Consider the following 14,632-nt stretch of genomic DNA (forward strand, 5'->3'; position numbering starts at 1 on the left):
GCGGAGCTATCGGTCCGACGTGCCGCTCGTTCGGACGGACACCGTCATGCCGGTGGGCGCGCGCACGCGCTCACCTGCCACCACTCCCCCAGCTCGGCGAGCGCTTCATCGCCGAACGGGTTCACGCCGGGGCCGGCGGCCAGCGCGTGCGCGACGCACACGTGCAGGCACTTGACCCGGCTCGGCATACCCCCTGCGCTGACGTCGGTGCCCAACGGCTCGATCGCGTCGCGTTCAGCGAGGTAGGACTCGTGTGCCCGCTGGTAGGCCGCAGCGAGTTCCGGGTCCTCGGCCAGCCGCTCGGTCATCTCGCGCATCCGGCCCTCGGCCTCCAGGCGGCTGACCCAGGAGTTCAGCCGAGAGCAGGTCAGGTAGTACAGCGTCGGGAACGGAGTGCCGTCCTCCAGCCGGGGAGCGGTCTGCACCACCGCCGGATGCCCGCACGGGCAGCGGTAGGCCACCGCGCGGACGGCACGCGGGACCCGTCCCAGCTGGGCGGCCACGGCCGCGAGGTCCTCCTCGCTGATGCCGGCCGCGGAGGCGGGCCCGTGCGGCGTCGACGGGCTCATCGCGAACCCTCCGCGACCTCGCGCCACAGCTGGCGGTACCACGGCATGCCGGCCCCGGCCTCGCCTGCGCCGGTCAGGTCCGGGCCGGACGGCAGCTGCACGACGTAGGGAACCTCCCCGGGCAGGACGTAGCCGAGCCGCGTCCTGGCCTGAGCGGCGACCTCAGCAGGGTCCGACAGCCGGGCGCGCTCCTTCGACAGCTCGTCCACCTCGGCGGCGAGCGCCTGCTGCTGCTTGGTCACGGCGGCGAGCTCCTGACGCTGGGCGACGAAGTTGCGCAGCGGGACCGCAACAGTGAGTGCGAGCGCGCAGACCACGAGAGCCAGCACCGCCGCTCGGCGTGTGGTGGACAGCCCGAGCATCCCCGTGGTCGCCGCCACCACACCGCGGGTTCGTGCCACCCGGTTCAGCTTGGGCTCCCTGTTCCGCCGCCGCGTCGCTCCCGTGCCGGCGCCGCGGCGCGGCGGTGTGCGGGGAGTCCGTTCGCCCCGAACCCGGGTGCGTTCCTCGACCATCGCGCCGCCTCAGGCCCGCTTCACGGGCGACTCGCGCACGGGAACGGGGCGGCTCGCGTGCACGTCAGGCTCCTGCCTCCGCCACCGTGAAGCGCGGGAAGGCGAGGTCGCCCGCGTACCGGGCGGCGTCGCCGAGAGCTTCCTCGATGCGCAGGAGCTGGTTGTACTTCGCCACGCGCTCCGACCGTGCCGGCGCGCCCGCCTTGATCTGCCCGCAACCGGTGGCGACGGCCAGATCGGCGATCGTGGTGTCCTCGGTCTCGCCGGAGCGGTGGCTCATCATGCAGCGGTAGCCCGACGAGTGCGCGAGCGTGACGGCGTCGAGGGTCTCCGACAGCGTGCCGATCTGGTTGACCTTCACCAGCAGCGCGTTGGCGGCACCCCGGCTGATGCCCTCGTCGAGCCGCTCGGGGTTGGTGACGAACAGGTCGTCGCCGACGAGCTGCACACGGTCGCCGAGCGCCTCGGTGAGCGCGACCCAGCCGTCCCAGTCGTCCTCGGCCAGTGGGTCCTCGATCGACACGAGGGGGTAACCGGAGACCAGCTCGGAGTAGATGGCGATGAGCTCCTGCGAGGAGAGCTTCTTGCCCTCGTAGGCGTAGACACCGTCCGAGTAGAACTCGGTGGCCGCGACGTCGAGTGCGAGCGCGATGTCCCGGCCGAGCTTGTACCCGGTCTTCTCCACCGCCTCGGCGATCAGGTCGAGCGCTGCGCGGGTGCCGGGCAGGTCGGGCGCGAAGCCGCCCTCGTCTCCGAGGCCGGTGGCCAGGCCCTTGCTCTTCAGCACCGACTTGAGCGCCTGGTAGACCTCGGCGCCCCAGCGCAAGGCCTCGCGGAACGAGTCGGCCCCGACCGGCGCGATCATGAACTCCTGCACATCGACGGAGCTGTCGGCGTGCGCGCCACCGTTGATGATGTTCATCATCGGCACGGGAAGCACGTGGGCGTTGGGGCCGCCGACATAGCGGAACAGCTCGAGCCCTGCCGACTCGGCGGCCGCCTTGGCCACGGCGAGCGAGACACCGAGCAGCGCGTTGGCGCCGAGGCGCGACTTGTCGGGCGTGCCGTCCAGATCGACGAGCCGCTGGTCGACGAGCCGCTGGTCGACCGCCTCCATGCCGGTGAGCTCGGGGCCGATCTCGTCGAGCACCGCAGCCACGGCCTTCTCGACGCCCTTGCCGCCGAACCGCAGCGGATCGCCGTCGCGCAGCTCGACCGCTTCGTGCTCACCCGTCGACGCCCCCGACGGGACGGCCGCGCGGGCCAGGGTCCCGTCGTCGAGCGCAACCTCGACCTCCACCGTCGGGTTGCCCCGCGAGTCGAGGATCTCGCGTGCGCCGACCTGCTCGATGACCGCCACCAGTGCTCCCGTCCGGGCTCGTTACGACGCCTGTGTGCGCTCAGCCGGGGCTGGGCGCGGTGTCCGGTGGCTCAGCGTAGTCGTGGAGAGTTCCCGATCGGCGCAGGAACTCGCCACTGGGCTCAGGGTCCTCCGTAGTTCGCCCTTGCGTCCCATGTCAACCCCTCGCAGATCGCGTCCCGTACACCTAACGTAGGGACGACCATGACGAGCCAGCCCGCGTCCGACGGCCTGTTCGAATCTTTCCGCCGGGCAGAGATGTTGATCGCCCGGAGCCGTCCGCTGGACGCGCTGCAGGCGCTCGGCCCCGTGCTCGAGAGCCAACCCAACGACGCGTCGGTGCATCTGCTGGCCGGTCGCGCCTACCTCAACTCGGCCCAGCTGCACCGCGCCGAGGAGGCCTTCGGCCGCGTTATCGACCTCGATCCGTCCGATCACTACGCGCGCTTCGCGCTCGGCAAGGCGTTGCAACGGCAGGGACGTCTCGCCGAGGCGCAGGCGCAGCTGAAGATGGCGGCCGCGATGGACCCGCGCCCGGAGTACCAGGAGGCGCTGGGAGAGGTGCTGGCCCGCATCGCCGTGGAGGGCGCGGAACCGGCCTGACACGAGTCGGTTCACGCTTCGAACAGCCCGCTGCCCCAGTAGTCCCCGTTCCGGGTCACGCCGGGCGGGCACGCGAACAGGCCCGACGCGACGTGCTGGATGTACTCGTTGAGCGCGTCGTTCGCACCCAGCTTGCGCTGAAGGGTGACGAACGTGGCCGGATCGGACTGGAAGCTGATGAAGAACAGCCCGGCTTCGAGCCCACCGGTGCTCGGGTCGATCCCGTCGTTGAAGGAGTACCCACGGCGCAGGATCCGCAGGCCGTTGTTGTTCTCGAAGGCGGCCAGCCGGATATGGGCATCGTCCGCGATCACGGGCGTGCCGTCGGGGCCCTTCGCGGCGAAGTCCGGGGTGTCGAACTCCTTGGTGCCCGTGAGCGGGGCGCCGACCGACTTCGTCCGTCCGAAGACCGCCTGCTGGTCGGACAGGAAGTCGCGGTCCCAGTTCTCGACGAACATGCGGATCCGCCTGGCCACGAGATAGGTCCCGCCGCGCATCCACGCCTGGTCGGCCCCGTCGCCGATCCAGACGTGCTGGTCGAGTGCGGTCGTGTCGTCGCCCCGGATGTTGCGGGTGCCGTCCTTGAACCCCATGAGGTTGCGCGGGGTGGACTGGCCCGAGCCCGTCACGGAGGTGCGGCCGAAGCCGAGCTGGGTCCAACGGTTGACGACGGTGCCGCGGCCGATCCTGGCCAGGTTGCGGATCGCGTGGAATGCCACCTGCGGGTCGTCGGCGCAGGCCTGCACCGCGATGTCCCCGTTGCTGCGGGTGGTGTCGAGGAGCTCACCCGGCAGCGCAGGCAACGGCTGCAGCGCCGCGGGCCGCCGGGCGCCCAGCCCGAATCGGTTGTCGAACAGCGATGGCCCGAACCCGATCGTCATCGTCAGGCGGGACGGCGCCAGCCCCTCGGCCTCGCCCGTGTCGGCGGGGGGAATGTCGGGCGTGGCCGAGTCACCCGGCACGGGCGCGCCCCGGGTCATCGCCTCGGCCGCGGTGGTCCAGCTCTGCAACATCGAGACCAGGTCGGCACGCTCGGTGCTGGTGACGTCGAACGCCGCGAAGGCGAGCTGGTTCTGCACGTCCGTGCTGATCCCGGCCTGGTTGGCGCCGCGGAATTCCATGGTGTCGGCGGCAGCGGACGCGGATGCCGCCGCCGAGATCGAGGTGCCCGCGATCGCGAGACCGGCACCGGCCACGCCCGCACCGGCGAGGCTGCCGAGGAACCGACGCCGCGAGAGATCAGCCATATGCCCCTCAGACCACCTTCCCCGCCACCTGGGACAGCGGCTCGGCCAACGCGTTGACCGCATCCGCGAGCTGACGCCGCTGGTCCTGCGGGACCGTGCTGTAGTCGACGTAGCCGTTGCCCTGCTGGTATTTCGCGAGGCCGGACGTGACGTCGGTGAAGCGCGCCTCGAGCTGCTGCGCGAGCTGAGGGTCCTTCGCCGCGAGCGCGGGCTGGAGCAGCTCGAAGGCCTTGCGCGCACCGGCGATGTTGGCGGCGAAGTCCCAGAGGTCGGTGTGCGAGTAGCGGTCTTCCTCGCCGGTCACCTTCGACGTCGACACCTCGTCGAGCAGCTCACTGGCACCGTTGGCGAGCTGAGCAGGCTGGTAGGTGGCGGTGGCGACGTTCTTCTGCAGGGTGGCGACGTCGGTGTCGAGCTTGTCGGCGATCGGCGTCATCCCGGCGAGCGACTTGTCCTCCCACAGCGCCTTCTCGATGCGGTGGAACCCGGTCCACTGGGCGGGGTTGGCGACGTCGTTGACCCGCGCGTCGATGTCGGGGTCGAGGTCGCCGAAGCTCTCGGCCACCGGCTCGATGCTCTCGTAGTGCGTACGGGCCGGCGCGAACAGCGACTCCGCCTTGGGGATGTCGCCCGCCCGTACGGCGTCGTCGAACGCCTTCGTGGCCGGCACCAGCGCGTCGACCTCGGAGACGACGTAGTCGTGGTACTGCTGCGTCGCCTTCGTGAGCGAGGTGTCGGCAGGCGGCGTGGGTGCGGCGCCCCCGCCCGTCACGGTGAACGTCGAGGTGTCCTGAGCGGCGCCGGGGCAGTACATCGTGTAGGTGCCCGGGTCCAGGCGGAGGGCGAAGTTCCCGTTGAGGCCCTCGGTGATGTTCTCCTTCTCCCCGAGGATCCTGCCGTTGCTCTGCAGCTCGGCCTCCGTCACCTTCGCGGTGCCTGCGTTCGTGACCGTGAACGTCACCGGGCCGGCCGCCACCGAGGCGGGCGCGGGCGCACAGCCCTGGTCGGACAGCGCGACCTTCACCTCGGTCTGCTCTCCGCCCGGCGCGCCGGCCGAGTCGCCACCGCCTCCGCAGGCGGCGGCGAGCAGGCCGACCGAGAGCGCGGCCGCGACGGTGCCCAGCGCGCGCGGGCGAAACGGTCTCATGAACATGCCATCCTTCGGCGACGAAAAGAGAGGGACGGGTGGATCGACGCGACCACCCGCAGGGGGTTCAACCGCGGGTCGGCTCCGGCTGCGGAGTGGGCGCCGGCTCCGAGGCCCGGCGCCGCGAGGCCGGTCCGCGCTGCGGCCAGAGCACGTGGACGAGCATCGGCACCGCGTAGACCAGCCAGATCACGGCTTCGACGATCGTGGGGAACGGCTGGATGCCGAGCACACCGGTGAGCAGCGAGGAGATCGGCGTGCCGGGCTGCACGAGCCACGACAGGTCGGCTGCCTGCTGCTGACCGAAGTTGATCCAGCCCGCCTCGTGAGCGGTGTGGGCAGCGGTCATGAGCAAGCCTGCGGCGACGATGACGAGCACCGCACCCGTGATCCGGAAGAAGCGGGCCATGTTCAGCCGGACGCCACCGCGGTAGATGCCGTAGCCGAGAACGACCGCGAGGATCACGCCGAGCAGCGCGCCACCGCCCGCCTCCAGCGGGGAGGTGCTGGCCTGGAACGCCGCCAGCAGAAACACCACGGTCTCGAAGCCCTCCCGGAGCACCGCGAGGAAGGCCATCCCGACCAGCGCACCCGCCGAGCCGCGGGCCAGCGCGGCGGTGGCCGACGACTCGAGCTCCACGCGCATGTGACGGGCGTGGCGCCGCATCCAGAGGATCATGTAGGTGACCATGGCGACGGCGAAGAGTCCGATGAGCGTCTCGAGGCCCTCCTGCGCCGCCTGCGGCAGGTCAGCGGTGAGGAGCTCGAGCGCGACCCCGACGGCCACGCAGATGAGCACGGCGATCCCGACGCCCACCCACACCTGACGCAGTGCGTCCCGACGACCCTGGTTGGCCAGGAAACCGGCGATGATCCCGACGATCAGTGCCGCCTCGAGACCTTCCCGGAGGCCAATCACAAAGGTCGCCAGCACAGCATCAACCCACTTTCCAAAAGGGCGGGCAGGGAACGATTGCCAGGCTTGCCTATCCGGCGTTCAAGTTAGGTTGGCCTGAGCTTCCGTGTCAAACAGCGCGGCGTTCCGAGCAATTCCCACAAATAGTATTCAAACGCCCGGAACGGATCAACCGGATCGATCATCCGTAGTGGCCATCGGGAAGCGCGGCCGTCGACGCGGTGACCGGCGGAGCGGCCCGCCGCGGACCTGCCCGAAGGGCCCAGCCCGGCCTGTCGATCTCGGTCGTACGTAACGATCGGACATCGAGGGCTCCTCGAATCGCCACGAAAAGGACAAGTCGGGCCGGTCAGACCGGTCGTCACGGATCACACTGGCGCGACCCTTTCCTCCCAGCTGTACTAAGGCTACCCTCGGTCCGCTTGAGGCCAAGCTGGCCTAATAATGCCGCGTGGAGAAGAGGGTCCCATTGCTCGGAAACGCTCTGATCGGCCTCCGGGAAGGCCTCGAAGCCGCCCTGGTGGTGAGCATTCTCATTGCGTTCCTGGTGCGTACCGGACGCCGATCCGTACTTCCGAAGGTGTGGCTCGGCGTCGCTATCGCGGTTGCCATCAGCGTCGGCGTCACACTCGCATTGACCCTCACACAGCAAGCTCTCACATTCGAGGCGCAGGAGGCGTTCGGCGGTGGCCTCTCGATCATCGCCGTCGGCTTCGTCACCTGGATGATCTTCTGGATGCGGCGGGCGGCCCGGTCCATCTCCACCGAGCTCCGCGGGCGTCTGGAGAGCGCCATCCAGATGGGATCCACCGCCGTCGTCGTCATGGCCGCGCTCGCGGTCGGACGGGAAGGACTCGAGACGGCGGTGTTCTTCTTCGCCGCGGCCCAGGCCGCCGGCGAGACCACCGAGCCGCTCATCGGGTTCCTGCTCGGCATCGCCGTGTCGATCCTGCTCGCGTACCTGATCTACCGCGGCGCCGTCACGCTGAACATGGGCAAGTTCTTCACCGTCACCGGCGTGCTGCTGGTCTTCGTGGCGGCGGGGATCCTCGCGTACGGCGTGCACGACCTCCAGGAGGCCGCCATCCTCCCCGGGCTCAACACACTCGCGTTCGACGTCAGCGCGGCCGTTCCGCCGGACTCCTGGTACGGCACCTTGCTCAAGGGGATCTTCAACTTCTCCCCGCAGACCACGGTGCTCGAGGCGATCGTCTGGGTCGCCTACGTGGCCGTCGTCCTCACCTTGTTCGTACTGCCTCAGCGCAGCCCCCGGCCTGTCGCGTCAGCCCCCACCACGTCGTGACCGTTCTTTCTGATCGTCCCCCACTCGATCGTCTAGGAGCATGATGTCCCGCAGAGCTCGCGCCGGGCTCCCCGTGGCCGCCCTCGCGGTGGCCGCCCTCGCCGGCTGCACCAGCACGGCACCGGCCCCCACCACCGGCGGCGCAGCGGCCGGCGGCCCCATCGCCGTCCGGGCCGCGGACGACGCCTGCGAGGTCGGCGGCGCCGAGGCACCCGCGGGCACGATCACGTTCGCCGTGAACAACACGGGGAGCAAGGTCACCGAGTTCTACCTGTACGGCACGGGCGACCGGATCATGGGCGAGGTCGAGAACATCGGTCCGGGCCTCACCAGGCAGCTCATCGTCGAGGTGCCCGACGGCGGCACGTACACCACGGCGTGCAAGCCGGGCATGGTCGGCGACGGCATCCGGGCGCCCTTCACCGTCACCGGCACCGCCGCACGTTCCGTGGACGAGAACACGAAGCTCGCCGAGGCCACCGCCGGCTACAAGCGCTATGTCACCTCGCAGATCGACGCGCTGGTACCGAAGACGCAGGAGTTCGCCGACGCCGTCAAGCGGCAGGACGTCGAGGGCGCGAAGGCGCTGTTCCCGGTGTCGCGCACCTACTGGGAGCGCATCGAGCCCGTGGCGGAGTCCTTCGGCGACATCGACCCGAAGATCGACGGCCGCGAGGACGACGAACGCGACCCCGGCGTCGCGTTCACCGGCTACCACCGCCTGGAGAAGGACCTCTGGGTCGACGGCCTGCAGCCCGACTCACCGGCGATCGCCGACCAGCTGATGGCCGACATCAAGGACCTGCAGAGCCGCGTGACCACCGTCGAGCTCACGCCGGTGCAGCTCGCCAACGGTGCGAAGGAACTGCTCGACGAGGTCGCCACCGGCAAGATCACCGGCGAGGAGGACCGCTACTCGCACACCGACCTGTGGGACTTCAAGGCCAACGTCGAGGGTTCGCAAGGGGCCGTCGCCGCACTGCGCCCGGTGCTCGACGACAAGGACCCGACCCTCGGCCCGACGCTCGACGAACGCTTCGCCGCCGTCGACACCCTGCTCGAGGGATACCGGGCGGGCGACGGGTTCGTGCTCTACACGCAGCTCACGCCGGACGACACGCGCAAGATGTCCGAGGCCGTCGACGCGCTGGGTGAGCCCGTGAGCCAGGTCGCAGGGGTCGTCACGTCGTGAGCCCGATCTCTCGACGCCGGCTGCTCGGCTGGACGGGCGCCGGGGCCGCGCTGGCCGGGGTCGGCGCGGCCACCGGCTTCGCGGTCGGCTCGGCCGGGGCCGGGACCGACGCCCCCGCGAACCCCGGTGTGGTGCCGTTCCACGGTGATCACCAGGCCGGGATCATCACGCCCGCACAGGACCGGCTGCACTTCGTCGCGCTCGACGTCACCGCCGACAACCGCGACCGGCTGCGGGCGTTGCTCCAGAAGTGGACCACCGCCGCCGAGCGCATGACGGCGGGCGCCGAGGCCGCACCGGGCGGCGCGGTCAACCTGAACCCGCAGGCCCCGCCGTCCGACACAGGCGAGGCGCTCGGGCTGCCCGCCTCGTCCCTGACTTTGACGTTCGGGGTGGGCGCGACGTTGTTCGAGAAGGACGGCGTCGACCGCTTCGGGCTGGCCGCGCAGCGCCCCCCTGGCCTCGCCGAGCTGCCGAGCTTCACCGGCGACCAGATCGACCCCGCCCTCTCCGGCGGCGACCTGTGCATCCAGGCGTGTTCCGACGACCCGCAGGTGGCGGTGCACGCGGTGCGCAACCTCGTCCGGATGGGCTTCGGCACCACCTCGGTGCGCTGGTCGCAGCTGGGGTTCGGGCGCACGTCGTCCACGTCCACGGGGCAGGCCACCCCGCGCAACCTCTTCGGCTTCAAGGACGGCACCCGCAACCTCAAGGCCGAGGACTCCGCCGCCCTCGACCAGCAACTGTGGGTACAACCCGGCGACGGGCCGGCCTGGCTCGAGGGCGGCACCTACCTGGTGTCGCGCCGGATCCGCATGCACATCGAGATCTGGGACCGCACATCACTCGCCGAGCAGGAGGTGATCATCGGCCGGACGAAGGGCGAGGGCGCGCCACTCGGAGCGGCCGCGGAGTTCGACCCGATCGACTTCAACGCCACAGGGCCCGACGGCCGGCCGCGCATCCCGACGGACGCACACATCCGGCTCGCGTCCGCGGAGTCGCTGGGGGGCGCGAGGATTCTGCGGCGGGGCTACAACTTCGTCGACGGCAGCGACGGGCAGGGACACCTCAACGCCGGCCTGTTCTTTCTCGCGTTCATGCGCGACCCACACGCCCAGTTCGTGCCGATGCAGCGGGCGCTCGCCAAGTCGGACGTGATGATGGAGTACATCGAGCACACGAGCTCGGCCGTGTTCGCGTGCCCGGCCGGGCTGGGCGAGGGTGACTACTGGGGGCGCAGCCTGCTGGAGCCCTGATCCCCCGCACCAGACGTTCGAGCGGCCGGCATCCGCTTCAACTGGAGTTCAGCTCGCGTCATCGCCGTATGAGCGCCGACGTCGATCATCGCGACGAAGGTCCGGTGCATGGTTCTGAACCGACACGTACCGTCCCGAAATTGCGGCAATGAGTGAAATCCCGGACTCATCCGGCGCGCCCACCCGGATGACCCGCCGTCGGCTGCTCGGCTCGGCAGCCGCGGCCGGTGGGCTCGCGGCCGCCGGACTCGTTCTGCCCCCGAACGTCCAGCGGGCGCTCGCGGCGCCGCCGCCCACGAACCGACGGCTCAACGACATCCGGCACGTCGTGATGCTCATGCAGGAGAACCGCAGCTTCGACCACTACTTCGGGATGCTCGCGGGAGTCCGCGGCTTCAGCGACCCGAACGCGATGAAGATCGCGGGTGGTCGCTCGGTCTTCGAACAGCCCGACCCGGGCAACCCCGACGGTTACCTGATGCCCTACCGGCTCGACACGCGCACCACGGCCGCGCAGGCGATCCCGTCGATGAGCCACGAGTGGACCGTCCAGCACCAGGCGCTGAACGGCGGCAAGAACGACAACTGGTTGCCGGCGCACCGGGCCTCCGATGGTGACACCACGGGCGCGTTCACCATGGGCTACTTCACCCGTGAGGACATTCCGTTCCAGTACGCCCTGGCCGAGGCATTCACCGTCCTCGACGGGTACCACTGCTCCGTGCTGGGACCCACAGGACCGAACCGGCACATGTGGATGGCGGGCACGATCGACCCGAACGGCAAGGCCGGGGGACCGTCGCTCACGACCTCCGCACCCAACGGCGCCTACTCGTTCACGACCTACCCCGAGCGGCTCACCAAGGCCGGGGTGTCCTGGCGGATCTACCACGATCCCGGCTCGACGACCGGTCTGCCGTCGATCCAGCACATCAAGCAGTACTACGAGGCGAAGAAGGGCTCCGACCTCTACGAACACGCGATGGCCTCCACCCCGGTCGGCCAGTTCGAGTACGACGCGATGAACGACAAGCTGCCCACCGTGAGCTGGATCCTGCCGCCGTCGGACTTCGACGAGCACCCGGCACACCTGCCCGCGGCAGGCGCCACCTTCGTGGCCGCCAAGATCGATGCGATCGCGGCCAATCCCGAGGTGTGGGCGAAGACCGTGTTCATCCTGTCCTACGACGAGAACGACGGGATGTTCGATCACGTCGTGCCGCCCACCCCGCCCCACGGCACACCGGACGAGTACGTGACCAAGACATCGGTGACGGGCGTGGACGGTGGCGACCTTCCGGTCGGGCTCGGCTTCCGGGTACCCGCGGTGGTCGTCTCCCCGTGGACCGTGGGCGGCTGGGTCAGCTCGGAGACGTTCGACCACACCTCGCAGCTGCTGCTGCTCGAACGGCTCACCGGAGTGGTCGAGACGAACATCAGCGTGTGGCGGCGCAAGACAGTCGGCGACCTGACATCCGTCTTCCGGTTCGACAGCACGGAGAAGCCACCGACGCTCCCCAGCACCACCGGTCGGTACAACCTGGCCCGATACGAGGCGAAGCGACTCTCCATGCCCTCCCCGCCGATCGGCAAGCAGCGCATGCCCGACCAGGAACGAGGGGACCGTCGGCAGGTGCCATAGACCGCGGCGGACTCACCGGGTGGACGGACGGCGCATCGGTGCGGGCCTATCGGGCGACGGTGCCGTTCGTACGGGCTGGCGGCGCTGTCACGGCGCGACCGCACCCGCGTACCGGTCGGCCGCGGCCCACACCAGCCGCGCGTAGGAGACCGACCGGTTGTAGGTCATCACCCCGGCCCACCAGCCCTCGCCGCTCGCCGTGTCGCGCCCGCCGGCGCAGAGGTACGCGGCTGCGCCGGCGGCGGCGTCGTCGATCTGGAAGGGGTCGCGCACGCCGTCGCCGTTGCCGTCGGCGCCGTAGCGGTCCCAGGTGGTGGGCAGGAACTGCATCGGGCCGACCGCGCGGTCGTAGGTGGTGTCGCCGTCGAAACGGCCGCTGTCGGTGTCGCGGATCTCTCGCACACCGTCGGACCCGTCGAGGGGCACCCCGACGATCGCGGGCCTGGACATGCCGTCGGGCTCGAGGTCGGCGCGGCCGAGCTGGCCATGGTCGGACTCCACACGACCGATCGCCGCGAGTGTGGTCCAGGAGAGCCGGCAGGCCGGCGTCTTGGCCCGCTGCGCCATCTCGGCCGCCGCGTAAGCGCGCAGCGCGCGGGCGGGCACACCGCTACGCGCGGCCGTGTGCGCGGACCAGGCCACGAGGTCGAGACCGGCCGCGAGAGCCGGGGGCTGCGGCACCGGCGTGCCCTGGCCGACGTTCGCCGGCCGGAGCCCGTCGCCACGCCGGGCGGCCTGCCCGCCGTCGTCGATCGCCGCGATCCCGGTCAGTACCACCGCGACGAGCCCGACCCCCACCAGCACGAACGCGATGATGATCGCGGCGCTGCGCCGACGAGGAGCACGGGGAGCGTTCCGCACGGCCACTAGATCAGGTTAGTCAGCCGGAGCGCTCGCGGATCATGACGATTCTCGGAGAATCCGCGATCAGCTTCCCTGGCGCGGCCAGTGGCGCCGCCACGCCTCCGCGTCGAGGGCGTGCGGATCTTCGCCGACGGCCGCCGCGTTGCGCTCGGCGGTGCGGACGTGATCGACGAACCGCCGGGCCGCGGCGCGCAGCTCGGCCTCGGGATCGATGCCGGCGAGCTTCGCCGAGGCGGCGGCCGCGAACAGCTGCTCCCCCACGCCCCTTCCGGCAGGCAGCAGCTCGGGAGGCAGCCCGGCGCGGGCGGTGCGGCTGGTCAGCTTCGCCGCGAGCGCGACGGCAGGCTGCCCGAGCGGCACACCGTCCACACTGGACTCCCGCTGCTTCTCCGCGCGCTTGAGCTCCTCCCAGCGGTGCTCCTGGCGCTGGGCCGAGTCGATCTGCTCGGTGCCGGCGAACACGTGCGGATGCCGCCCGACGAGCTTCGCCACGAGGTCGGTCGCCACGTCGTCGATGTCGAACGGCGCGCCCGTCTCGGTGGGGTCGGGCTCGGCGGCGATGCGGGCATGGAACAGCACCTGCAGGAGGACGTCGCCGAGCTCCTCGCGCATCGCGTCGCGGTCGCCGTCCTCGATCGCCTCGTAGAGCTCGTAGCACTCCTCGACGAGGTACTGCAGCAGGGAGGCGTGGGTCTGCTCGGCGTCCCACGGGCAGCCGCCGGGCGAGCGCAGCCGGTCCATCACGGCGACGGCGTCGAGCAGTGCGGCACCCGGCGGCTCCGGCGCCCTGACCACCGTGTCGGCCGACGGGATCGAGGGGTGCTCCTGGTCGGTGGTGAGCAGGACCCCACCGTCCGGGACGTCCTCGCCGCGGGACGCGCCTGCGGCGGCGACCACCTCGTCCGGGACCGTCCGATCAGCGACGATGCGCGCTGCGTCCCGCAGTGCGGGCAACGCGGCTGCAGGGACGGCGTGCGGCGCGCGGACGGAGAGGACGACGACGGAGCGCGACGCCACCGGTCAGCCCGCTGTGGCGGTGCCGGGAGCGGGGGCAGGCGCGGCCACCGGTGGCAGGACCATGCCCGTCTGCTGCCCGTCGGCGACGACACGGAGCTGGATCGGGTCCCAGACGCCGTACCGCGGGTTCACCCGGACCCCCAGCTTCTCGGCGTCCGGCTGGAGCAGCCGCTCACCGATGGTGGTGAGCTGTGCCTGGCTCATGTTGTTGACCGCGGCAGGGTCGGACGCGGCGTTGGTGCTCCGGTCGGTGACCTTGAACACGATCCAGGTGCTTTCCTGCGGGCTGGGCTGGAAGGCGACCACCCCGCCCACGGGAACGCCGAACAGCACGCTGCCCGCCTCGTTCGGGTTCGTGGCCGCCTGCACGGTGGTGCCCCGCTCGGCGACTCGGGGATCGGTGAACAGCGCGTCGGCCGCGGGGCCTCCGTGCTGCAACGTCTGCGCCTTCGCCTCGGCGTCGGCGCGGGACGTGGCAGCCACCAGGTCGACCGTGACCGCGAGCCCGGCCACCGAACGCTTCGCGAGCTCCGCGGCGATGAGGTCGTCGCGCACCCGCTGGCGCAATGTCGAGTGGTCGTAGAGCGAGCCGTCGACGATCGCGTCGACGCCACCGCTGCCGGCGAGCTCGGCGTCGATCTGGGCGTCGGTGACGACGATCCCGTCCGCGGCGGCCCGCCGCTGGAGCAGGTCGTGCATCACCTCGCGGGTGACGATGCTGCGGGACAGGTCGGCGGTGGTGCCGCCCTGAGCCGTGATCCGGGCGATCTGGTCGGTCTTGCTCAACGCCACGTCGAGTTGCGACTGGACGCGTGTGAGTGGCACGGCGTCGGCGCCGATGATCACCGCCGACCCCGCCTGATCAGGACCGCCGCACCCACTGATCACCGCGCCCAGGACCGCTACGGCCGCTGCAACGCGCCCTACCTGCATGCGCACGGCCACACTCTTTCACGGCCGTCTCACCCGTCCACCGGCGCCCGTGCGTTACGCGGGGA

The 14,632-nt window shown here is 70.8% G+C and carries 14 protein-coding genes; 5 read left to right on the forward strand and 9 right to left on the reverse strand.

Annotation, left to right across the window (positions count from 1 at the left end; genetic code table 11):
* Window positions 1–44: 44 nt before the first annotated feature.
* The 3 genes from ABD743_RS12980 to eno all read right to left on the reverse strand — a co-directional run bounded on the left by ABD743_RS12980 (window position 45) and on the right by eno (window position 2,444).
* Window positions 45–569 (reverse strand): DUF501 domain-containing protein, encoded by a 525-nt coding sequence (locus ABD743_RS12980; protein ID WP_344722108.1) that lies wholly within the window; start codon window positions 567–569, stop codon window positions 45–47.
* Window positions 566–970 carry a septum formation initiator family protein gene (locus ABD743_RS12985; protein ID WP_344722110.1) on the reverse strand — a complete coding sequence of 135 codons (405 nt, stop codon included), beginning with the start codon at window positions 968–970 and terminating at the stop codon, window positions 566–568. The genes ABD743_RS12980 and ABD743_RS12985 overlap by 4 nt, the downstream gene beginning before the upstream one ends.
* Before the next feature lie 178 nt (window positions 971–1,148).
* The gene (gene eno, locus ABD743_RS12990; protein ID WP_344722111.1) at window positions 1,149–2,444 is read right to left on the reverse strand and encodes a phosphopyruvate hydratase; all 1,296 of its coding nucleotides are present in this window, start codon (window positions 2,442–2,444) and stop codon (window positions 1,149–1,151) included.
* 204 nt (window positions 2,445–2,648) lie between these two features.
* On the opposite strand from eno, the gene ABD743_RS12995 reads away from it, so the two are divergent.
* A complete protein-coding gene (locus ABD743_RS12995) occupies window positions 2,649–3,047 on the forward strand; it encodes a tetratricopeptide repeat protein (protein WP_344722112.1) in 399 nt (132 codons plus the stop codon).
* 11 nt (window positions 3,048–3,058) lie between these two features.
* Here ABD743_RS12995 and efeB (ABD743_RS13000) read toward each other — a convergent pair whose 3' ends face one another.
* The 3 genes from efeB (ABD743_RS13000) to efeU (ABD743_RS13010) form a co-directional block, all read right to left on the reverse strand.
* The gene (efeB, locus tag ABD743_RS13000; RefSeq protein ID WP_344722114.1) at window positions 3,059–4,294 is read right to left on the reverse strand and encodes an iron uptake transporter deferrochelatase/peroxidase subunit; all 1,236 of its coding nucleotides are present in this window, start codon (window positions 4,292–4,294) and stop codon (window positions 3,059–3,061) included.
* Window positions 4,295–4,301: 7 nt separating this feature from the next.
* Window positions 4,302–5,441 carry an iron uptake system protein EfeO gene (gene efeO / locus ABD743_RS13005; RefSeq protein ID WP_344722116.1) on the reverse strand — a complete coding sequence of 380 codons (1,140 nt, stop codon included), beginning with the start codon at window positions 5,439–5,441 and terminating at the stop codon, window positions 4,302–4,304.
* A gap of 67 nt (window positions 5,442–5,508) precedes the next feature.
* Complete coding sequence (gene efeU, locus ABD743_RS13010) at window positions 5,509–6,360, reverse strand: iron uptake transporter permease EfeU (protein WP_344722118.1); 852 nt, start codon at window positions 6,358–6,360, stop codon at window positions 5,509–5,511.
* A gap of 466 nt (window positions 6,361–6,826) precedes the next feature.
* Between efeU (ABD743_RS13010) and efeU (ABD743_RS13015) the strand changes: the two genes are divergently transcribed.
* The 4 genes from efeU (ABD743_RS13015) to ABD743_RS13030 all read left to right on the forward strand — a co-directional run bounded on the left by efeU (ABD743_RS13015) (window position 6,827) and on the right by ABD743_RS13030 (window position 11,753).
* On the forward strand, window positions 6,827–7,660 hold the full coding sequence (efeU, locus tag ABD743_RS13015; RefSeq protein WP_344722184.1) for an iron uptake transporter permease EfeU: 834 nt from the start codon (window positions 6,827–6,829) through the stop codon (window positions 7,658–7,660).
* 43 nt (window positions 7,661–7,703) lie between these two features.
* Window positions 7,704–8,852, forward strand: coding sequence for an iron uptake system protein EfeO (efeO, locus tag ABD743_RS13020; protein WP_344722186.1), 1,149 nt, complete (start codon window positions 7,704–7,706; stop codon window positions 8,850–8,852).
* On the forward strand, window positions 8,849–10,111 hold the full coding sequence (gene efeB, locus ABD743_RS13025) for an iron uptake transporter deferrochelatase/peroxidase subunit (RefSeq protein ID WP_344722120.1): 1,263 nt from the start codon (window positions 8,849–8,851) through the stop codon (window positions 10,109–10,111). The genes efeO (ABD743_RS13020) and efeB (ABD743_RS13025) overlap by 4 nt, the downstream gene beginning before the upstream one ends.
* A gap of 148 nt (window positions 10,112–10,259) precedes the next feature.
* A complete protein-coding gene (locus ABD743_RS13030; protein WP_344722122.1) occupies window positions 10,260–11,753 on the forward strand; it encodes an alkaline phosphatase family protein in 1,494 nt (497 codons plus the stop codon).
* Window positions 11,754–11,840: 87 nt separating this feature from the next.
* Here the strand turns inward: ABD743_RS13030 and ABD743_RS13035 are convergent, their stop codons facing one another.
* The 3 genes from ABD743_RS13035 to ABD743_RS13045 are packed head-to-tail and all read right to left on the reverse strand — an operon-like array spanning window position 11,841 to window position 14,573.
* Window positions 11,841–12,620: a lytic murein transglycosylase gene (locus ABD743_RS13035; RefSeq protein WP_344722124.1), complete on the reverse strand. Its 780-nt coding sequence runs from the start codon at window positions 12,618–12,620 to the stop codon at window positions 11,841–11,843.
* A gap of 60 nt (window positions 12,621–12,680) precedes the next feature.
* On the reverse strand, window positions 12,681–13,634 hold the full coding sequence (locus tag ABD743_RS13040; RefSeq protein ID WP_344722126.1) for a nucleoside triphosphate pyrophosphohydrolase: 954 nt from the start codon (window positions 13,632–13,634) through the stop codon (window positions 12,681–12,683).
* Window positions 13,635–13,637: 3 nt separating this feature from the next.
* Complete coding sequence (locus ABD743_RS13045) at window positions 13,638–14,573, reverse strand: hypothetical protein (RefSeq protein ID WP_344722127.1); 936 nt, start codon at window positions 14,571–14,573, stop codon at window positions 13,638–13,640.
* Window positions 14,574–14,632: the final 59 nt, after the last annotated feature.

It is taken from the genome of Pseudonocardia yunnanensis, from assembly GCF_039534065.1.
GTDB lineage: Bacteria > Actinomycetota > Actinomycetes > Mycobacteriales > Pseudonocardiaceae > Pseudonocardia > Pseudonocardia yunnanensis.